This is a genomic window from Streptomyces sp. ATexAB-D23 (assembly GCF_000373645.1).
In the GTDB taxonomy this organism is placed as follows: Bacteria; Actinomycetota; Actinomycetes; order Streptomycetales; family Streptomycetaceae; genus Streptomyces; species Streptomyces castrisilvae.
In genome coordinates, this window is record NZ_KB892003.1 from 199,213 (window position 1) to 220,662 (window position 21,450).

12 protein-coding genes are annotated in these 21,450 nt (G+C 73.3%); 10 read left to right on the forward strand and 2 right to left on the reverse strand.

From position 1 onward, the window contains the following. The first annotated feature begins 14 nt into the window (after nt 1-14). The 5 genes from B082_RS0105680 to B082_RS0105700 all read left to right on the forward strand — a co-directional run bounded on the left by B082_RS0105680 (nt 15) and on the right by B082_RS0105700 (nt 9,988). Nucleotides 15-3,518, forward strand: coding sequence for an AMP-binding protein (locus B082_RS0105680; RefSeq protein ID WP_018550838.1), 3,504 nt, complete (start codon nt 15-17; stop codon nt 3,516-3,518). 80 nt (nt 3,519-3,598) lie between these two features. Continuing rightward, nucleotides 3,599-5,383 carry a 2-isopropylmalate synthase gene (locus tag B082_RS0105685; protein WP_018550839.1) on the forward strand — a complete coding sequence of 595 codons (1,785 nt, stop codon included), beginning with the start codon at nt 3,599-3,601 and terminating at the stop codon, nt 5,381-5,383. Beyond that, nucleotides 5,380-6,957 carry a condensation domain-containing protein gene (locus B082_RS0105690; RefSeq protein ID WP_018550840.1) on the forward strand — a complete coding sequence of 526 codons (1,578 nt, stop codon included), beginning with the start codon at nt 5,380-5,382 and terminating at the stop codon, nt 6,955-6,957. The genes B082_RS0105685 and B082_RS0105690 overlap by 4 nt, the downstream gene beginning before the upstream one ends. After that, nucleotides 6,954-8,042, forward strand: a complete 1,089-nt coding sequence (locus B082_RS35655) for a S66 family peptidase (RefSeq protein WP_018550841.1) — start codon at nt 6,954-6,956, stop codon at nt 8,040-8,042. The genes B082_RS0105690 and B082_RS35655 overlap by 4 nt, the downstream gene beginning before the upstream one ends. Then, a complete protein-coding gene (locus B082_RS0105700) occupies nt 8,039-9,988 on the forward strand; it encodes a hypothetical protein (RefSeq protein ID WP_158688858.1) in 1,950 nt (649 codons plus the stop codon). The genes B082_RS35655 and B082_RS0105700 overlap by 4 nt, the downstream gene beginning before the upstream one ends. Here the strand turns inward: B082_RS0105700 and B082_RS0105705 are convergent. After that, nucleotides 9,948-10,967, reverse strand: a complete 1,020-nt coding sequence (locus B082_RS0105705) for a hypothetical protein (protein WP_018550843.1) — start codon at nt 10,965-10,967, stop codon at nt 9,948-9,950. The genes B082_RS0105700 and B082_RS0105705 overlap by 41 nt on opposite strands. A 267-nt stretch (nt 10,968-11,234) precedes the next feature. Between B082_RS0105705 and B082_RS38800 the strand changes: the two genes are divergently transcribed. The 5 genes from B082_RS38800 (at nt 11,235) to alaS (ending at nt 20,351) form a co-directional block, all read left to right on the forward strand. Continuing rightward, on the forward strand, nt 11,235-13,370 hold the full coding sequence (locus B082_RS38800; RefSeq protein ID WP_018550844.1) for a hypothetical protein: 2,136 nt from the start codon (nt 11,235-11,237) through the stop codon (nt 13,368-13,370). Further along, nucleotides 13,367-14,539 (forward strand): cytochrome P450, encoded by a 1,173-nt coding sequence (locus B082_RS0105715; protein WP_018550845.1) that lies wholly within the window; start codon nt 13,367-13,369, stop codon nt 14,537-14,539. Before B082_RS38800 ends, B082_RS0105715 begins: the two co-directional genes overlap by 4 nt. Before the next feature lie 28 nt (nt 14,540-14,567). Further along, nucleotides 14,568-16,355, forward strand: a complete 1,788-nt coding sequence (locus B082_RS0105720) for a B12-binding domain-containing radical SAM protein (RefSeq protein ID WP_018550846.1) — start codon at nt 14,568-14,570, stop codon at nt 16,353-16,355. Then, on the forward strand, nt 16,352-17,671 hold the full coding sequence (locus tag B082_RS0105725) for a diaminopimelate decarboxylase family protein (protein ID WP_018550847.1): 1,320 nt from the start codon (nt 16,352-16,354) through the stop codon (nt 17,669-17,671). The genes B082_RS0105720 and B082_RS0105725 overlap by 4 nt, the downstream gene beginning before the upstream one ends. 97 nt (nt 17,672-17,768) lie before the next feature. Then, nucleotides 17,769-20,351: an alanine--tRNA ligase gene (gene alaS, locus B082_RS35660; protein ID WP_018550848.1), complete on the forward strand. Its 2,583-nt coding sequence runs from the start codon at nt 17,769-17,771 to the stop codon at nt 20,349-20,351. Nucleotides 20,352-20,402: 51 nt separating this feature from the next. On the opposite strand, the gene B082_RS0105735 is transcribed toward alaS, so the two are convergent. Next, nucleotides 20,403-21,314: a hypothetical protein gene (locus tag B082_RS0105735; protein ID WP_018550849.1), complete on the reverse strand. Its 912-nt coding sequence runs from the start codon at nt 21,312-21,314 to the stop codon at nt 20,403-20,405. Between the last annotated feature and the right edge of the window lie 136 nt (nt 21,315-21,450).

Genomic DNA, 21,450 nt, shown 5'->3' on the forward strand with positions numbered 1-21,450 from the left:
GAGTGACCACGTCAATGGAGCGCGGAGCGGCTGTGCAGGCGGACGTGGAGCCGCTTGTCGATACGGCGGAAGGGCTGCTGGGCGTCCCCGCGGCGCAGTGGGAGGGCCGCGGCTTCGCGGCGCTCGGCGGCAGCTCACTGGACGCGGTCCGGCTCGCCCGCGCCCTGCGCCGCGAACACCGCACCCGCGTCACCGCTCCCGCCCTGCTGAGGGCGGACGATCTCGCCGAGACCCTGCGCACCCTGGCCGGTTCCCCGCGGACGGACGAGCCGGCCGCCGGGACCGGCGCCGCGCCCCCGGCCGGCCGCGCGGACGCCCCGGTGCCGCTCAGCTGGCAGCAACGCGTCGTCTGGTACCAGTCGGTCCTGGACCCGGACTCACCCCGCTACCACTTCCACGCCGTGTTCCGCTTCACCCAGGCACCCGCCCCCCACCAGCTGGAAGCCGTACTGGGCTCCCTGCTCGACCGGCACCCGGCGCTGCGCACCCGGGTGGACGGCGTGGACGGGGTGCCGGTGCAGCGCGTCGGGGCCCGGGAAACGCCCAGGGTCCGGGTCGTGGACACCGAGCGGCAGTCCCTGCCGGGCCCCGAGTGCCTGCTGCTGGCCGACGCGAACCGGCCGTTCGACCTCGCGGAGGACCTGCCGCTGCGCTGGACCCTGATCCGCCGGCCGGACGGCGGCGGCATCCTGGTCCACACCGAGCACCACCTGGTCCACGACGGGGAGTCCTTCAACCTCATCCTGGCCGGGCTGGACGGCTCCGCACCGGCCGGCACGGACGACGGCTACCTGGACTACGCCGCCCGGCAGATCGCGCCCTCGGCCAAGGACGTGGCCGCCGCCGCCGACAACTTCACCCACGACTTCCCCGAGCTGTTCGCCGCCCCCGACGCGGCCGTGCCGGCGCCCGGCGGGGACACCGGCCTGCGGCTGCCCCTGCCGCAGCGGGTGACCGAGGCCGTCCGCACCCGGGCCCGGGAACGCGGCCTGACCCTCTTCACCGTGCTCTTCGGCGCCTACGCGCAGGCGTTGGGCGAGGCCACCGGGAACCGTTCGCTGGTGCTCGGCACCGCCGTCGCCAACCGCCCGGAGAACCTGGCGGACACGGTCGGCATGTTCGTCGCCACCGCGCTCGTCCCCCTCGACCTCGGGGCCCGCGCCGACCGGGAGGGCGCCTACGACCACGTCGACGCGCAGTTGCGCCGCGCCGTCGAATCGGTCACCGATCTGACCGAACTGGTCGAGGAACTGCGCAGGCGCGGAGTGCGGGGAGCCTCCCACCCCGGAGCCGCCTTCAGCATGTACGAGCAGTCGGCACGGACCGTACGGCTGGGCGGCCGGACGGCGGACGTCGAGGCCGGGATCTTCAGCGGCGCGGCGAAGTTCCCCGTCAACGCCATCGCCGTGGTCCACCCCGGGGCCGAGGGCCGCGTCGAGCTGCTGCTGGAGGGCCAGGCGCACATCGTCGACGAGGACGGGCTGTGGCGGCTGTGGACGCTGTTCGTCCGGGAACTCTGCGATTTCGCGGGGCTCCCGGAGCCCGCGGCGGACCTGGGGGAGCCGACCCGCTCCGTCCCCGAACTCATCCGTGAGACCGCCACGTCGCACGGCGGCCTGCCGGCCCTGACCGACCGCGACGAGAGCTTCGACTACGCCGACCTGGCCCGGCTCGGCGACGAGGCGCGCGCCGCGGGACTCGCCGGGGAGGTCGTCGGCCTGCTGAGCGGGGTCCGGGCACGGTACTGGGCCTACGCCGCGGCGCTGATGGACGCCGGAGCGGCCTATCTGCCCCTGGACACCGCCCAGCCCGTCGAACGCCTGGTCTCCATGCTCCGCCAGACCGGCTGTGTCCGGGTGGTCGATCTCACCGGGCCCGAGCACCCCACCCTCGCGGCGGAGCTGAGCCGGGCGGCCCCGGACACCGCGGTCACCGACTGGCAGGGGCTGCTGACCGCGCCACGGACCGCCCCCGCCGCGCCCGTGACATGGCCGGAGCCGCCCGCGTACGTGCTGTTCACCTCCGGCAGCACGGGACAGCCCAAGGGCGTGGCGGTCGGACACCGCTCGCTCACCGCGGTCTGCGAGTGGAGCGTCGGGCAGTTCCGGCTCACCCGGGGCACCGTCGTCAGCCAGCAGATGAGCGTCGGATTCGACTACTCCGGGCTCGAAGTGTGGCCCGCGCTCACCGTCGGCGGAGACGTCCGGGTGGTGCCCACCGACGTACGGCTGGACGCGGAGGACTTCGTCGCCTGGCTGAACCGCCAGCGGGTCGAGGTCGCCTGCGCGCCGACCCCGGTCGCCGAACTGCTCCTGGAGGCCGACTGGCCCGCCGGGACCGTCCTGAGGACGCTGCTGCCCGGCGGCGACCGGCTGCACCCGCTGCCCCGCAGGGTGCCGTTCGACGTGGTGAACCTGTACGGGCCCACCGAGTGCACCATCGTGGCCACGGGCATCCGGGTCGACCAGGACAGTGCGGAACTGCCCCCCATCGGCCGGGCCCTGGACTGCGGCCGCCACCGGGTCGTCGACGCGTCCGGCCGCCCCGTCGGGCCCGGGACGGCCGGAGAGCTGTGGCTCGGCGGCGGCAACCTCGCCCTCGGCTACTGGGGCCGCCCCGAGGCGACCGCCCAGCGCTTCGTGCCCGACCCGTGGAGCCCCGGGGGCGACCTCGTCTACCGGACCGGCGACATCGTCAAGGAGGACCCCGACGGCGTACTCCACTACATCGGCCGCGCCGACCGGCAGATCAAGGTCTCCGGCGCGCGGGTGGAACTCGGCGAGGTGGAGGCGGCGGCCATGCGGCGGCCCGGCGTGAAGTCGGCCGTCGCGGCGACGGTCCGGCGCACGGACGCGGGCACGGCCCTGGAGCTGTACGCCGTACCGGAACGGGGCGCCGACCACGCCGCGCTGGCGGCCGGCATCCGCGACGCGCTGCCCTCCTACATCCGCCACACCCGGGTGGTCCTTGTGGACCGCCTCCCTCTCAACGCCAACGGAAAGGTCGACCTGGCCATGCTCACCGCCACGGGCGGCTCCGACGACGCCGTCGAAACCCCCGACGCCCGTCCGCTGCTCGACGCGGCGCGCGCCTTCCTCCTGGACGAGGACCTGGACAAGAGCTGGTTCGAGCTGGGCGGTTCCTCCCTGGACGCCGCCCAGCTGGTCAGCCGGCTCCGTAGCAGGGGACTGGCGGAGATCGAGCTGCGGGACCTCCTGCTGACGTCCTCGGTCGAGGAGTACCTCACCAGCAGGGCCGGCACGGCGACCCCGCCCCCGGCGGAGGGGGTCACCACCCCCACACCCGCCCCGGCCCCTCTGCCGGCCCCGGCGCCCGCTCACGCCCCCGCCCCGGCGGCCGTCCCGCCCCCAGCGGCCCCCGCCCCGGTCCGGGCGGTGCGGGCACCCGCCGCGACCACCGCCGCGTCCGTGCTGTGGCCCGCGCTCGAAGCCCTGGAACCGCATGAGCAGCTCGACCTCGCGCAGCGGCTCATCGCCGAGGCGAGAGCCCGGCTCTGACCCGAGGCCGGAGCCCGTCGCCACCCCCGGCAGGCTCCCGCGACGGGTTCCCCGCCCACAGACATCCGGAGTGATCACCCATGGTCCGTTTCGATTCGTCCGGCATCCCCCCGGCGGCCCGGCTCCGTACTCCCTGCGCCCTCGCCCCGGCGGAGCAGCCCGCCTGGAACCCGCAACTCGGCTCCTCCATGCCGGCGCGCCGCTACACGCGCCCCAGTACGGAGATACCCGCCCTGCCGCACCGCGACTGGCCGTCGAACTCCCTCACCCGCGCGCCGCTGTGGTCCTCCGTCGACCTGAGGGACGGCAACCAGGCGCTCCCGGAACCGATGGACCCCCGCCGCAAGACCGCCTTCTTCGATCTCCTGCTCACCATGGGGTTCAAGGACATCGAAGTCGGCTACCCGTCCGCGAGCCGGGACGACTTCGACTTCGTACGCCATCTCGTCCGCAGCGACCTCATTCCCGACGACGTCACCATCTCCGTCTTCACCCCCGCCAGGCCCGACCTGATCGACCGGACCTTCGAAGCCATCGCCGGCGCCCGCCGCGCCATGGTGCACCTGTGCAACGCCACCGCACCCCGCTGGCGCGACACCGTCTTCGGCATGACCCGGCAGGAAGTGGCCCGGTTCGCCACCCGGGCCGCCACCCGGGTGCTCCGCCGGGCCGACGAACTCACCGGAACCACCCTGCGCTTCGAATACTCCCCGGAAACCTTCAACAACACCGAGCCGGAGTACGCACTGGAGGTCTGCGACAGCGTCACCGCCCTGTGGGACGCGGCCCCGGACCGGCCGGTCACCATCAACCTCCCGGCCACCGTGGAGACCCACACCCCCAACCTCTTCGCCGACCAGGTGGAATGGATGCACCGCAACCTCGCCCGACGCGACTCGGTGATCCTCTCGGTCCACCCGCACAACGACCGGGGAACCGCCGTCGCCGCCACCGAACTGGCCCTGCTGGCGGGCGCGGACCGGGTCGAGGGGACCCTCTTCGGCAACGGTGAGCGCACCGGCAACGTATGCCTGGCGACGCTGGCGCTGAACCTCTTCTCCACAGGCGTCGACCCGCAACTCGACCTCTCCGACATCGACGGCGTCCGGCGGACCGTGGAATGGTGCACCCGCATGCCGGTGCACCCCCGCCACCCCTACGTCGGCGACCTGGTGTACACGGCGTTCTCCGGCACCCACCAGGACGCGGTGAAGAAGGGGCTGGAGGCCATGGACCGGGCCGCCGGCACCTCCGGCACGGCCGCGGGCGAGGAACCCTGGCAGGTGCCCTACCTGCCGGTGGACCCCGCCGACCTCGGCCGCTCCTACGAGGCCGTGGTACGCATCAACAGCCAGTCGGGAAAGAGCGGCGTCGCCTACGTCCTGAAGACACGCTACGGCTTCGACCTGCCCCGCTCGTTCCAGGCCGAACTCGCCGCAGAGGTCCAGGAGACCGTCGACGCGGAAGGCACCGAGATCGGCGCGCCGGAACTCTGGACGGTCTTCTCCGGGGCCTTCCTCCACACCGGCGAACCCCTGAACGTCGTCGCCCACCACCCCGGGAACGAGGCAACCGTGGAACTGGAACGGACCGTCGGCTCCGAGAGGATCCGCGGCCAGGGCACGGGCCCCGACGCCACGGCGGCCTTCCTCCGGGCCCTCTCCCGCTGCGGCGTCTTCGCCAAACTGCTGGACAGCGGCGAACATCCGGGCAGCGAGGGGACGGTGGCCTACCGGCGGCTGGAGGTCGGCGGCGTCCCCCGCTGGGGCGCGGGCACCGGCGGGAGCGACACCGAAGCGGAACTCCGGGCACTCACCGCCGCGGCCTGCCGGGCGCTGCGCGCCAGTGCGGCGGTCGCCCCGTGAGCACCCGCGTCCCGTGCACCCCCTACCAGTGGATGCAACTCCTGGGCACCCGCCTCTCGGCCGACCCCTACAGCGGCTTCCTCGGCCGGGCACTGGACCTCGGACCCGGCTTGAGCGTCGCGGACGGACGCCTGATCGCGGAACGGCTGCTGCGCCGCCACGCCGCGCTGCGCGTCCGATTCCTCGACGAGGAGGGGCACATCGCCCAGGACGTGCGGCCCTGGTCCGCGCTCCCCGCCGGGCTCTCGGCCCCGGACCCGCTGCCGGGACCGCCCGTCGCCGCGGTGCCCGGACTCCCGCTCCAGAGCGTCTTCCCCGAGCCGCCCGACCCCTTCGGCGACCACCCGGCCCAGGCCCGCCTGGTCACCGACACCGCGGGCCACCTCTGGCTCTGCCTGCTGGTGCACCACGCCCAGGTCGACGCCCACTCCATGGGACGGCTCGTCGCCTCGGCGGCCGAGGAGGTGGCCGCGGTGGCGACGACGCCCGGACCGGCCCCCGTCTCGGTGGCCGAGAGCACGGCCACCGAGGCCTACACCACCGCGGTACGCGCACTGAACGCCCGCAGCGCCGAGGACTGCGCGGGCGCCGCGGAGTACTGGCGCGAACAGTACGGCCACCACACCCGCTTCGCCGACATGTCGGCGCCGGGCCCGGCCCCCCGGGGCCCCGCCCGCGCCGCACTCTCCGCCGACGACGTCCGGGCCCTCATGGACGCGGGACGCCGGCTGAACGCCACACCGACGATGCTCGCGCACACGGCGCTGGTCGCGCTGGCCCACCGTCACCTGCCCGACGCGGTGGTGCCCGTGGGCGTACCGATGTCCCTCCGCGACCTGGACGGTGTCGGCTTCGACGACGTCGGGCTCTGCATCAACGTACTGCCCGCCGTCGTGCCCGTACCGGAAGGCGCCTCGCTCACCGCCCTGCTCGCCGCCGTGCGCCGCAAGATCGTCGAACTCCAGGAGTTCAAGTACCTCCCCCTCTGGCGCACCATCGAACTCAGCGGGCTGCGCCGCTCCGACCTGGCACACCGGCAGACCACGATGTTCGCGGTCACCCTGGCGGTGCACATCCGCCGCACCGACGCGGTGAGCGAGACCGCCGCCACACTGGTCAGCGAGGCGCCGCCCGTCCCCGGGATGCACCTGGACGTCTCGCTCGCACCCGGCGGCGGCACCGTCGCGCTGGCCTGGCGGCCGGACAGCCCGCCCCTGCGCCCGCCGGACGAACTGCTGGCCGAGTACGTCGCGGTCCTCCGGCAGCTGGCAGCCGACGCCACCGCCCCCGTCGCCGCCCTCCCGGCCGGACCCGGCGCGCCCCCCGACTTCGCCGACCGGGAGACCGTGCTGGCCGCCGTGCTCGCCGGGGTCGAGGAGGTGACCGGCGCCCCGGCCGACGCGGAGCGCAGCTTCTTCGACGCCGGAGGCAACTCCATGACCGTCGCACGCCTCGCCGCCCTGCTGCGCCGGAAGGGACTGCGCCTGAAAGTGCGCGACATCTTCGAGCAGCCCGTACCGGAAGATCTGTCGGCCGTGCTCGCCGAGCGCCACGCGGCCCGGACACCCGCATGAGCACCCACACCGCGCCACCCCCGCTGCTGCCCTTCGCCCCGGCCGGAGGCGCGGCCGTCGGGGTGCTCTCCCCCTCGTCCGACGAGGCCGGCCGCTTCCCCCGCCGCCGCGACCGGGCGGTCGCCCAACTGGAGGCACTGGGACACCCCGTACGGTTCGGCCCGCACGCCCTGGACACCGGCGGCCACACCGCCGCATCCGCCGAGGACCGGGTGAAGGACCTGCACGCCCTGTTCACCGACCCCGGCGTCGGCGCCGTCCTGACCGCCATCGGCGGAAACAACACCAACGACATGCTCGACCTGGTCGACTACGGCCTTCTCGCCGCGCACCCCAAGCCACTGATCGGGTACAGCGACGCCACCGCCCTGCTCACCGCGGTCTGGAAACACACCGGCCTGGTCACCGTGATGGGACCACAACTCCTGCCACAGTTCGGCGAACCCGGCGGTTGCCTGGCCTACACCCGTGAATCCTGGCAGCGGGTCCTGGGCGGGACGGCCCCGGGACCGCTCGCCCACTCCACCCACTGGACCGACGAGTTCCTGGCCTGGGACGAGACGGACGACCGGGCACGCGTCCTGCGGCCCAACCCGGGCCCCACCATCCTGCGTGAAGGCGTCGCCGAAGGCCCCCTGTACGGCGCGAACCTGGAGACCCTGCTGCGGCTCGCCGGAACCCGGCACTGGCCCACGACAGCCGGACACCTGCTGCTCCTGGAGACCTCACCCGGCATCACCCCGTCCCAGCTGGCGGCGTACCTGACCCAGCTGCGCCAGACCGGTGCGCTCGCCGGGGCCGCCGCCGTGGGCTTCGGCAGATTCGCACAGGCGGGGCCAGGTGACGAGGCACTGAACGAGGTGCTCGCCGAGGGACTGCTCGGAACCGGTCACGGCCCCGTCGTCCGGGACCTCGACATCGGCCACACCGACCCCATGTTCTGTGTCCCGTACGGCGTCCGGGCCGGGCTCACCGCCCAGGACGGCACCTGCCTGCTCACCCTGCCGGACCCGGCCACGCGTCCGTCGCCCACCCCGTTGACCGCGACCAGCCGAGAGCGAGTTCCATGTCCCCCCACCCGATGAACGAGACGGACCATGACGCGGGTGCGCTGCTCCACGACGAGATCGCCGAAGTGCGCGCCGCCGCCGCCCGATGGCGCCCCGGTGACGCCTTCCCACTGCTCTGCGGAGACACCGTCGAGCGCTACCGGCGGCTGGTGGCCGGCGACGGGTACTGGCCCCGGACGGCCGAGACGCGGTGGCCGGGCGTCGTGCTGTCCGTCGCGGGAGCGGGTGCAGGTGCGGGTCTGGGTGCGGGAGCGGACGCCGAGGCCGCGGCACGGATGCTGGCGGCCGCCACCGGCCGCCCCCACCAGCACCTGCCGCTCACCGCACTGCCCGGGGCCGTGCGCCGCCACGCCGACGGGCCGGTCGCCGTGGTGGGCCTCGCCGACGACCTGGCCGGACTCGACGACTGGCCGGGCATGCTCGCCCCCCGGCTCGGCGTCCTCACCGCACGCGATCCCGCCGCGCTCTACGCGCTGGTGTACCGGACGCTGACGGCCCACGCCGTGCCCGCCACCCGCGATCTCCTGGTCAGCCACCCCTTCCAGGCGGACGCCCGGGAGGCCGACGCGGTGGGCCTCGACGAGTTGGAGGAGCTGGTCAGGGAGCCCAGCCGGAGGCTCGTCGTGCGGTCCTTCGGCCGGGAGTGCTGCGTCAACCTGCCCGACGGAGTCATCTGCGGACGATCCGAGCCGCTCATGGCCGGCGCGGCGGCCACCGGCAGCGCGGGTCTCGGCCGGGTGCCGTCCTGCATGCGCGGCGGCGGCTGCTTCCGGGTGGACCTCGAACCCTCGCAGCGGGTGGCCGCATCGGACATCGACGCCCGCACGGTCTTCCTGCACACCTGCTCCTCCATCGCCGTCGGCAACCAGGTGTTCCCGCCCTCGGCCAACCTCGGGGTCGGTTTCCTGTCGGGGACGGCGGTTGCGGTCTTCGGGGCCGTGGGCGTCCACGCCGCACACCTCGAACTCCGGCACGAATTCGAGCGCGCCCAGGCGGAAGGGCTGCCGGCCGGTGACGTCCTGGAGCGGATGAACGTCCTGGGCCACCGGATGCACGGTGACATGGGCCGCTTCGGCCTCCTGGGCGACCCCGCCCTGGCGCTTCCCACGGATTCGGCCACCGCCCCGGCGACGGACGACGCGCCCGTGACCCGCACCGCCCCGGTCCCGGACACCCGGCCCGGCCGGGGAGTGCCCGCGGCGGACCCCGCGGCCCTGGAACGCCTGCGGCACTGGCACGGCGTGGTGCTGCCGGGGCTGCTGCGCCTGCGCTGGCTGGACGTGCCCGTGGACGAGCGGCGGCTGCTCGACCTGTCCGACCGGCTGAGGCAAGTGGCCCTCGCACAGTTCTCGCCGGGCACCGGGGCGGAAGGCGCGGCGCTGGAGGCCGAACTGGGCACGGTGCACGGCCGGACCATGGAGCTGCTGGTCGAGCACGCCCACACCAGCTGGTGGGACTTCACCGACAGCGCCCTGCCCGCCCTGCGGCAGGAGGCCTCCCGGCCCTGCGACTGTCCGGGCTGCGGCCGGCCGACGGCCACGGCGATCCGTTACGCGCACCGGGTGGACCGCAGCCTCACCCTGCGGGTCGTCCGGTGCCGCAGGTGCGGGATGGTCCGCCAGTCCACCGGCGGCCCGACCGCCCCGCGCGTCGACTGCGCGGGCCTGGTGCAGGCCCGGAGGGGCACGGTCCTGGATTTCAACGGCACCCTGGTCAACCCCGGTCCGCGGCCGGGGCCCGGGGCCATCGGCCACGCCTTCCTCGCCGGAGCCCACACCGGACTCCCGGCGGGGCGCGGTGAGCCGGTGGACCTCGCGGCCCACGAGGAGCGGGCGGTCTCCTGGCAGGTGGACCTCACCCGCACCGGGGCCAGGCCGCACGAGCACGAACTCGCCGTCTTCGCGCTCGGCGGGAAGGACCTCACAGTGACGACGGCGTGGCTCGGGCTTCTTCCGGAGTGACGCCCTCCAGCAGATTGAGCTGAGCGGCCTTCATCCCCGCCTGGAAGCGGGTGCTGACCTGGAGTTCGTCGAACAGCGTGGCCATCACCCGGCTGAGCGAGCGCGCGGACATGCCGAGCTGGCGGGCGATGACCTCGTCCTTCATGCCGACGGCCAGCATCCGCGCCACGGCCCGCTGCTGCGGGCCCAGCAGCATGGCCCGGTGCCGCCCCTCCCGCGCCGTGAGGCTCTGCAGCGGCAGCGCCACCGCCCAGATGTGGTCGAACACCGCCTGGTACGAGCGCACCAGGGTCCGGCCGAAGAGAGCGACCGCACCGAGCGAGGAGTCCTCCGGGGAGAGCGGCACAACAGCCACGTCGTCGTCGAGGATGAGCAGGCGCAGCGGCAGCGAGGGCGCCAGCCGGATGTCGATGCCGGCCTGCGCGGCGTCCAGCAGGTAGTCGCGTACGTAATCCACCTCGGCCATGTGCTGGGTGTACAGCACCCGGATGCGCACGCCCCTGCTGACGACCTCCGAGTCCCGCAGCATCATCTCGTCGATCACCTCGACGGGAGGGGCCGAGCCGGGGTGCATCACGCACTCGTGCAGCCGTATCCGGCTCACCGCGTCGTCCAGGAAGTGATTGACCTCCGCCGCGCCGTGCAGCGTCCGCGCCTGAACGGTGTCCTGATGAGCGGCCTGGAGAGCCTGGAAGTTCTCCGTCAGGTCGAGCACCGCGGCCCGCGTCCGGGACACCTCCCGCCGGAACCGGTCGACCCGCTCGGCCTCCGCCGTGAACAGCCGGGTGAGGGCCGCCGCCGGATCGGTCACCCGGAAGCCCGCGGCGGTGTCCGGGACCAGCAGCCCCATCTCCTCCAGCCGGCTCAGGACCTCTTCCGCCTCGGACACAGTGATCCCCGCGTGAGCGGCGAGATCCGCGAGGTCTTTGACGCCGTGTTCCCGGGCCCGCTGGTATAGCCGGTGAAAGCTGTCGTCCATAGCCGGAACCATACGACTGAAAAACCACCCCGGAGAGCGAATGCCGGGCATCGCAACCGGCGAACCGAGGCGCCGGCCGCCCCCGTTGGAGGGCGCGCCGTCTCAATGGGCGGGACGGCGGCGGCGCCCGGCGGTCTTCGGACGTGGCGTCTGGCCGCACGTGACGCGCATGGACCCGCGCCCACAGAACGGAAATGATCGACGTGTTCGACCGTCGGACACCGTACCGGTGCGTCGTACCCACCCGGACCGCCGATTGGAACTGCTTTGGCCGACGAGATTTTCCGTGACTGCCATGACACGGACGACTTCGTCCGTCGGCTGGCCCGGTGGCGGCCCGGTACGGCTGTCCCCCTGATCCAGCCGGAGAGCAAGGAAGCCTGCGAGGCCGTCCGCTCCCTCACCCACCCTGCCGCGTCCCGCACCGTCCCCGACCCGGCCGGCGCCCTGATCGCGGCACCCCGCGGCTCGGCGTGCGCGCCGCTCGCCCGAGCACTCGCCGCCGCCGTCGGCGGCCGGTACGAGGAGTTCGGCTCACCGGGCGACATCGCACGCGCGGCCGTGCGGCAGGACACCCGGTGGGTGGTGCCGGTGGCCCTGGCCTCGGAGCTGACCGAACGCGACGTGACCGGGCTGCACGACGCACTGTGGGAAGCCGCCCGGGACGGCTCCTTCAAGGGGCACACCGGACTCCTCGTCGGCGGAACCGTCCCCGACGTGTGCTGGCAGATCACCAAGGGCCTCGCCCTGCCCCACCGCCGGCCGCCGCAGGAGGAGCACGTGCGGCTCTGGCCCGGAGTGGACGGCACACCGCACCGGTTCGGACAGGGGCCCCTCCTGCTCCGCGACGCCGCAACCGAGGCCACCGTCCGCCCGCTGCTGACCGGCGGCCACACCGGAGTCCTGTCCGTGATCGCCCACGGCCGCGACGACGTCATCCATCTGCACGACACGGTCATCTGCAAGGGCCCCGACCAACTGCCCGGCCCCCTCGACGACCGGGCCCACCTCCCGGTGTGCGCGTACACCGGCCAGTGCTTCCGGGGCGACGTGGAGCCCTCCCGGGTGCTGCGCGCCGAAACACTCGTCGTGGACACCGTCTTCGTCAACGCATGCATGACCTGGCGGATCGCCGACGGCCTCTTCCCGCACCCCTACCTGCTGCCGCACGCCTTCCTCGCAGGAACGGCCGCCGCCTACGTCGGCGTACCGAACCTCGTGAACGGCACGGCCAAGCTCAACGACCTGTTCCACCACGCCTGCGCCACCGGCCTCTCGGTGGGCGAGGCCGTGAGCCTCGTCAACGACCACCTCCGCCGCGAACGCACGGACCTGCCGTACTTCACGGTCCTCGGACTGCCCTGGACCACCCCCGCGACGCCCGCCCCGGCAACCGGGCCCGCGGACACCACGGCCCCCTTCGCCACCGTCCGGGAGAGCGACGCCGACGCGGACGGCGGCACCCTCACCGCCGCGGCCCGCGCCCTCGCCGAGTCGCGGGACCGGGGAACCCCCACCCACCTCGTCCACCTCTCACCCCGCTCCGCCCCCGCCCTGGCCGGCGCCGTCCCCGCCCGGTCCGGCCTGGCCGACGCCGAACGCATCAGGGACGAACTGCGGGCACTGGGAGCCGCGATGACCGCCCTGGAGGCCGTACCGCTCCTCGGCTTCCGCTACTCCCGGCAGGGCAACCTCATGGTGAACCTCCGCGAGCGCATCGCGGCCGTCACCACGGCGCTGCGCCGGGCCGTCTCCACCGGCGACCCGGCACGGACCGGCCGCAGGATCGACGGTCTGCGCGAGGCGGTCCGCAACGCCGAGGCCGGACTCGCCGCCGCCCTCTACGAGCGCGGCACTACCAGCTTCGTCAACTTCGACGACCTGTGGGGCGAAGTACTGGAACAGGGCCCGCCCACATCCGCCGGGGCCGACTGCCGCTACTGCGCCCGGCCGCTGGTGCGCACCGACGCGGTCCACCCGCTGTTCACGCACATCCGACGCACCGGACTCGTCTGCGCCCGGTGCTGCATGGTCCAGGACCTCGACCCCGCCTCACCCGTGGCCGACATCGCCCTGGACTGCGCCGAGGAATGGCGGCGGGGGAGCAGCGTGAAGGTCACCCTGGCGGTGCGCACCGCCGCGGCCACCACCACCCCCGTCGACGCGTTCGTCGCCGTCCACACCGAGGCCTGCGAACGCAACCACGTCGGCTACCCGCCGCCACGCCGGGTGCTTCTCGCGCCGGGCGGGGCCGTGACAGAGGTCGCCTTCGACGCCGACGTCACCGACCGGGCGCACATGCACGTGGAGTCCCTGCGCGGCTTCGCCGTCGCCCGCGGCACGCTCTCCTTCGGTACCCGGCCCGTCTGGGTCCGCCCCTCGGGAGCGGAGCGCAGCGGATGAGTTTCGCCCCGGCCGAGCTGCTCTCCGACTCCTTCGCCACCGACCCCCACCCCGTCTACCACCGGATGCGCGGGGTGGCCCCGGTCCTCTGGCACGAGCCGACCGCCGGCTGGTACGTCACCGGCCACCGCGAGGTGGGGGCTCTGCTGCGGGAACCCACCCTGTCCGCACGGCCGGGCGACGGATTCACCGACCGGCTGACCGGCACCGACCGGGCGGCGGGCGACCGGGTGGAGGACTTCTTCGACCGGTGGATGGTGTTCTCCGACGCACCGGCCCACACCCGGCTGCGCACCGCGGCGTCGGCCCTGTGCGCGCCCAGGGCCGCAGAGGCGTGGCGCGACGCGGCGAGCCGCGACGCGAACACCCTGCTCGCGGACCTGGACCTGAACACCGCCGACTTCGCCCATGACTTCGCGCTCCCGCTGGCGACGGCCGTGACCTGCGACTTCCTCGGCGTGCCGGCGGACGACCGGGAACAGCTCGGCGTGTGGTCGGACGCCCTCATGGCGTACCTCGCCGCCCAGTGGGCCGAGCCCGCTACGACACGGCAGGCCGACCGCGCCCTCGCACAGCTGCGCGCCTACCTCACCGCCCGGACAGCGGCCCGCCCCCGCGACGCCCCCTCGCCCTGCCTGGACATGCTGGCGGCCGTGGGCCCCGACAACGCCCCCGCGCTCTTCGCCCAGCTGCTCACCGGCGGCATCGAACCGGTCGCCGCCTGCCTGGCGACGGCGATCGCCGAGACGGCGGCCGGCCCCGGCCCCGTCCTGGAGGCTGACACCGCGGACCTGGTCGAGGAGGCGCTGCGCTTCGACGCGCCGTTCCACATCGTGCCCAGGACCGCCACCGCGGAACTGGTGGTGGCGGGCAGCCGCCTGCGTCCCGGCGACCGGGTCGTCCTGGTGATCGCCGCCGCCAACCGTGACCCGCTCGTCCACCGGGACCCGGACCGCTTCACGCCCGGCCGCCCGGCGGCCGGGCGGCACCTCGCGTTCGGCGCGGGGCAGCACTACTGCCTCGGGGCGCCCCTGGCCAGGACCGTTCTGACGGCCGGCCTGGAAGCCGTACGGCAGCGCCTGCGTTCGGCCGCCGTACGCGGAGTGACCGCGGAGCGCGAGCCACGCGTCGGCGCGACCGTCTGGCGCCGCGTGGCGCTCATGGCCTGAGTGATTCCTTCTACCGAAACGAGGACCCGTGGTCCACCCGGCAGCGGGCGTCGACGTCCTGCTCTTCAACTACACCGGCTACCCCGACTACACCAGCTACTTCCTGGCGGACAACGGCCTGGCCTACCTCGCCGCCTGTCTCCGCGCCGCCGGGCACCGCCCGGTCATCCGCGACTACGTGACCATGGACACCGCGGAACGCCTCCACGACCCCGCCCTCTTCGTCCGGGTCCGCGAGATGCGCGACCGGGTCCGCGCCGAGATCCTCGACGCGGGCGCCCCGGACCCCCGGACCGTGGAACAGGCCCTCGCCCTCGACGCCGACGTCGACCTCCTCAACCGCAGGGTTGCCCTGGAGATCGCCGACGAACTGGTTCTGGAGATCCAGCGCCGCGACGTGCGCATGCTCGCCGTCAAACTGTGGTCCCAGCCCGCGCTCAGGGACGTACGGGCGATTCTGGAGTCGGTCCGGGCCCGATGTCCCGAGGTCAGGATCATCGCCGGCGGCGGCCACGTGGACTACTTCGAAGGCAGGGTGCTCACCGACATCGCCGCGCTCGACGCGGCCGCCGCGGGGGACGGTGAAACGGCCCTCGTCGGATACGCGGACTGGGTGGCCGGCCGGCTGCCGGAACTCGGCGAGGTACCCAACCTCTTCTACCGCCGCGACGGACGCGTCGAGGCCACCGCCCGCCGCGAGAGCCTCACCTTCCGGACGGACTCCCACACACCGCTGTACGGTTCCGACGTGTACCCCGCGGTACACGCCCCGGCCTCGAAGATGCTGACCATCGGCTTCGAGGACAGCAGGGGCTGCCAGTTCGCCTGCGGCTTCTGCGCGCACCCGCTCAAGAGCGGCGGGCTCAGACTGCGCCCCGTGGACAGCGTGCTGGAGGAGCTCGCCTCGCTCAACCGCGACCACGGCTTCGTCAACTTCGCCGGCTCCGGCTCCAACACGCCGTACCTGCACGCCAGCCGCCTGTACCAGGGCATGCAGGACCGAGGGCTCGACCTGGCGGTCAACTTCTTCCAGTCGCTGCGCGACTTCCGGGTCCACAAGGCCGACGTCCTGCGCTCGGCGCACATCCCCCTCCTGTGGGTGGGCATCGAGACGGCCGACCAGGACCTGCTCATCGGGACGTACGACAAGCGCCGCAACATGGAGAAGACCAAGGAGATCTGCGAGTTCCTCAACGAGAACCGGATCGGCTACATCATGAGCCTGATCTACCCCTCACTCGGCGAGGACGAGGACTCGACCCGCAACACGGTGGAGTTCGTCCAGCAGGTCGGGCTCGGACACGTCGTGATCTACCCCCCGCTCCTCCAGCCCCGCACCCCGTGGATGGACGACCAGCACGTCACCTGGCTCGACCGGGAGGAGTTCCTGCGGATCAGCCAGTACGGACTGGAGGAGACCGAGAACAAGGTCCTGCCCCCGATGCTCGGCTCCTCGGCCCTGAACGGCTCGGTGCTGCTCAACGGCCGCACCTACAGCGAGATCTACTGCCAGAACGTCCGCTTCCGCGCCGAACTCGACCGCGTCTGCGGCGGCACGCGCGGACACCAGCGCAACATCGGATTCACCGACGAGCTCGCCCCCTTCATGCGCCAGCTGAACCGCACCTTCGCCCAGACCGACCGCAGCCTTGCCAACGGCGACTTCGCGTCGGCCCGCAAGGAGATGACCCGGTTCAACGAACTGGCCACCGCCGGCTCGGTGGCCCGCACCCGCACGCTGGCCACCGGCTGGGACGCCCCGGCCGACCCCGTCGCGGCCCCCTCCTTCCAGATGCGCACCGGGGGACCCGCGTGACCGCGCCGGGACACGCGGAAGCGGACTGGACCGGCCTCAGCGCCTCCCTGGACCGCGCACCCGACGGCTGCCTCATGATCGAGGGGGAACGGGCCGACCGGCTGGCCGGCCGGCTGGGCACCCCGGCACTCGTCGTGCTCCCCGCGCGGGTCCGCGCCAACGTCCGGGAGATCACCGACGCCTTCGCCCGGCGGCTGCCGAGGGTGCGCACCTACTTCGCGCTCAAGTCCTGCTACCTGGAACCCGTGGTGTCCGCGGCCCTGGAGGCCGGCGCCGGCCTGGAGGTGATGAGCCCCCTGGAACTGGACATCGCGCAGGCGATGGGCGTACGCGAAGCCGACCTGCTGGTCAACGGCTTCGGCCACACCCCGGCCTTCGCGAAGCGCGCGGTGGACCAGCAACCCGCCCTGTTCACCCTCGACTCCTTCGAGGACATCGAAACCGTCTCCCGGGCCGCCCGCGCATCCGGTGCCGAGGTGTCCGTGGGCCTGCGCGTCTCCCTGCCGGCCACCGGCCCGGGCATGCTCGACGACGACACCAAACTCGGATTCACCTGGCAGGACGGCCAGTTCACACGCGCCCTGGCCCGGGTCGACGCCGATCCCGCGCTCCGGGTCACCGGGCTGCTCACCCACCAGCTCAGCCACTGCGTCTCCCCGGCGGTGTTCGGCGCCCACCTGCGCAACGTGGCCGACTGCCTGGCCAGGACGCAGCGGGACACCGGCATCAGGTTCCCGGTCCTGGACGTGGGCGGCGGATTCGAGAGCAGGCTCCTCCTCGCCGCGCAGGGGGTCACCGCCGACGACTTCGCCGTGGAGGCCGCGACCGCCCTCGCCGCGCTGCCCTACCCGGTGACCATCTACCTCGAACCCGGCCGGTACGTCGCGGCCGACGCCGCCGTCGGCCTGACCCGCGTCGTCGCGAGCAAAGCGCGCACCGGAGGGGACTGGCTGATCACCGATCTGGGCACCAACTCCCTGATCCCGGTGCCGGGCGCGCGCTTTCCCGTGATCCCCGTGCACGGCGCGGACAGGGACCGGAAGCCGGCCCGGATCGCCGACCGGACCTGCGCCCCCGCGGTGATCGACGCCCACGCGGCACTGCCCGCCGGCGCCGGCACGCTCGCCGTCCTCAACGCAGGCGCCTACACCGTCGCCCTCAGCCACATCTGGGGCCCGGAGCTGCCCCGGGTGGTGTCCCTGGACCACGGAGCCGACCGCACACTGACCGACGCGGACAGCTACCGCCGGGCCTTCACCCATCTGTACGGATACAGCGTGGTCCGCCCCAAAACACCGGCAGCGCCCCTGAGTTAAGGCGAAACCGGCCACATCCGCAGGGCGGTGCCGTCATAGACTGACCCGTCCCCGACCCCTGCGTCTCCTCCCCGCACACCGAGAGCCTGAGGACCCCATGCACGTCTCCAGCGAGTCCATCCGTGAGACCTTCCTGTCGTTCTTCGAACGCAATGGACATCTCCGCATCGACGGGGCCTCGGTCCGGCCCCGGAACGACCCCACGCTCCTGTACGTCAACTCGGGCATGGCGCCGCTCAAGCGGTATTTCACGGGTGCGGAGACACCGCCGGCCAAAGACCTCTGCAACATCCAGTCCTGCATCCGCACCAAGGACATCGAAGACGTGGGGGACCGCCACCACCTCACCTTCTTCGAGATGATGGGCAGCTGGTCGATCGGGAACTACTTCAAGGAACGCGCGGTGGAGCTTGCCTTCGCCCTGCTGACCGAGGGGTTCGGGCTCAGGCCGGAGCAGCTCTACGTCACGGTGTTCGAGGGCGACAAGGAACTGGGACTCCCCGCCGACGAGGAGTCCGCCCGCGCCTGGGAACGGGTCGGAATGTCCCGCGACCGCATCGTGCCGCAGCCCACCGCGGACAACTTCTGGGGCCCCGCGGGAAATTCCGGCCCCTGCGGGCCCTGCACCGAGGTCTTCCTCGACACCGGAGACGCCTACGGCCCGGCCTACGTACCCGGCGGAGAGTTCGACACCACGCGCCGCTACATCGAGATCTGGAACGCCGGCGTCTTCATGCAGTTCGACAAGGGCCTCGACGGAACGATCCGTCCGCTGCCCTTCACCAGCGTCGACACCGGCTCCGGCCTGGAACGCATCTGCCTGGCGCTCAACGGCCTGGACAGCGTCTACCAGTCCGACCTGCTCAGCCCCGTGGTGAACGTCGCGCAGGAGATCCTCGGCGAGTCCGGCACCCCCGAGACCCGCCATCTCGTCATCGCCGACCACATGCGCGCCGCGGTCAAGATCCTCGCCGACGGAGTGCTGCCCAGCAACGAGGGCGCCGGCTACATCCCCCGCCGGCTCATCCGCAAATCCATGACGGTCGCCCTGCGCCAGGGCGCGGACAGCTTCCGGTTCCAGCCGCTGGCCGACGTCATCGTGGACACCCTCAAGGACCACCACCCGGGCCTCCTCGGCCGCAAGGACGCCGTCCTGGCGGCGCTCGACGCCGAGTGCCGGGAGTTCGGCACAGCGGTCCGACGCGGCCTGGACCGTGTCTCCACGCTCATCGAGAGCGGCGGCACGGTCTCCGGAGCCGACGCCTTCCGCCTCTTCTCGACCTACGGCCTGCCCGTGGAGATCACCCGAGACCTCGTCGCCGAGCGCGGCGCCGCGGTCTCCATGGAGGAGTACGCGGCCGAGTACGAGCGCCACCAGCGGCTCAGCCGGGGCGGCGAACGCACCGACCGCCGCCTCCGCGTCGACGACGTGCTGCCGGCCTCCCTGTCCGGCGCGCCCGTCACCGAGTTCGTCGGTTACGAGCACACGGAGGCCGAAGCGCGGGTCGTGGGCCTCTTCGAGGAAGGTGCCCTGGCCGAAGCGGTCGGCGAGGGCGGCGAGGCCGACCTCATCGTGGACCGCAGCCCCTTCTACGCCGAGGGCGGCGGGCAGGTCGGCGACCACGGCGTCCTCACCGGCGCAGACGGACTGCGCGGCGAGATCCTCGACACCGTCCGGCACAGCAGCGGACACCACCTGCACCGGGTCAGGGTCAGCGCGGGCGAGCTGCGCGCCGGCGCCTCGCTGCGCCTGGAGGTGGACCGGGAGAGCCGTCGCGACACCATGGCCAACCACAGCGGCACCCACCTCCTCAACGCCGCGCTGCGGACCGTCCTGGGCGACCATGTGCGCCAGGCGGGATCGCTGGTCGACCCCCGGCGGCTGCGCTTCGACTTCACCCACCCCAAGCCGATGACCGCCCAGGAACTCGCCGCCGTCGAGGCACTGGTCGGCGAGTGGATCCTGCGCGACGAGGAACGGCGCGTCGAGGTCACCAGCCCCGAGACCGCGAAGAGCGCCGGAGCCCTCTCCCTGGACGGCGAGACCTACGCCGACGAGGTCCGGGTGGTGAGCTTCGGCGACGCCTCGAAGGAGCTGTGCGGCGGAACCCACGTCCCGCACACGTCCTTCATCGGCTCGTTCCGCATCACCGCCGAACAGAGCGTCGCCTCGGGCGTACGCCGCATCACCGCCGTCACCCGCGGGGAAGCCGCGCGCTACTCGCTGAACCAGGGCACCGAACTGGCCGCCGTGGCCCGCCTCCTGCACAGCAGCCCCGCCGAGGTCGTCACCGCGGCCGAGCGTGTGGTGAAGCAGGCCGCCGCGAAGAAGGTCCGGAGCGGGGGAGACGCACACGCCGAAGTGACCCGCGGCGAATCGGGCAGCGGGGTGAAGGCGGCCGTCGTGTCCGGCCCCCAGGACGTCGCCGGCCTGCGCACAGCCGTACAGCGGGTGACGGAGCAGGAGAGCCGGGCGACCCTCGGATACGGCGGAGAGACCCGGCTCAACGTGGTGCTCGCCGTGCCCGGTGACAGCGGCCGCAGCGCGTCGAAGCTGCTGAAGGAACTGCTCGCGGGGTTCGGCGGCAACGGCGGCGGCAACGACCGCATCGCCCAGGGCGCGGTCTCCGGCGCCGACGGCGACGCCCTGAACCGCCGCTTCCTGGAACTGCTCGGCTGAGCCGTGCCCGCAACCCGGCCGGCCCGGCGACATCCCGGGCCGGCCGGTGGCTCACTCCGCCGCCGGTGACGACGCGGCCGCCAGCACCTCCTGCGCGTCCTCGGCGCTGAGCCCGAACGTCCCCCGCAGTTCGTCCCGCCCGACCGGCCGCCCGCTCCCGGCGCGACGCCGCACCAGGCGCGCGGCCGACCGCACCGACCGCTCACGCGAGGTCTCCCGCCGCAGCCCCTCGTCCCGGAGCAGTCCGGTGACCACCGGACCGAGCGAACAGCGCTCCACGCCCGCGCCCCAGTCGCCGCCGCCCCCGGTGACCAGGTCGAAGGCGCTCTTGACCATGTCCCGCATGACATGTCCCGGCCCGCGGCCCGACGGCCGGGCACCGTCCCGGTGCAGCCGCTCCAGCACCCGCCGCAGGTTGACGACCTGGCGCGCACGGGCATCGGAATACCCGAGGGCCACCAGCCGCGCACGCTCGCGGGCCAGCTCCGGCAGCGCGTACAGATCACCGCCGTGCGCGAGAGCACGTACCGACTCGACCCCGAACGCGGTCTCCACATAGGACCGCCGGGCACCCCTGACCAGGATGATGTTGCCGATCTCCTGCACGCGCCCGCAGTCGCAGCCCGGCCCGCACTCCGCGGAGCAGCGCGGACGGCCCCGCACCGGCGCCACCAGGGTGCAGCCGCGCCCCTCCAGCGGATAGCCGTCACCGTACTGCCAGCACGTCAGATCGGGCCGGTCCGCAACCTCCCGCAGCCGGACCCCGGCGTCCCGCAGCAACCGGTGAAGACCGGTGTCGGCGGGGTCGGTGAGGGCCGCCAGCTCCTTCGGGGCTATCCACGGCGCCGCCGCGAGCAGCGCCTCGACCGTGTGCCCGATCACCGCCGCACGGTCGGCGTGGTCACCGAGCGCGCCGACCATGTCGAAGGTGTAGAGCCACGGCTCGTGACCGTGGGCGCGCACACACGGCTGGACATGGCACAGGGAACCCAGATCCTCCCCGGCCCCGAGGGCGTCCTTGAACGGCGTCAGCGTGGCATTGACAAAGCTGACGGTCCGGTCGCCGGCCGAAACGGGGCACGGAGGAGTGAGCCGAAGC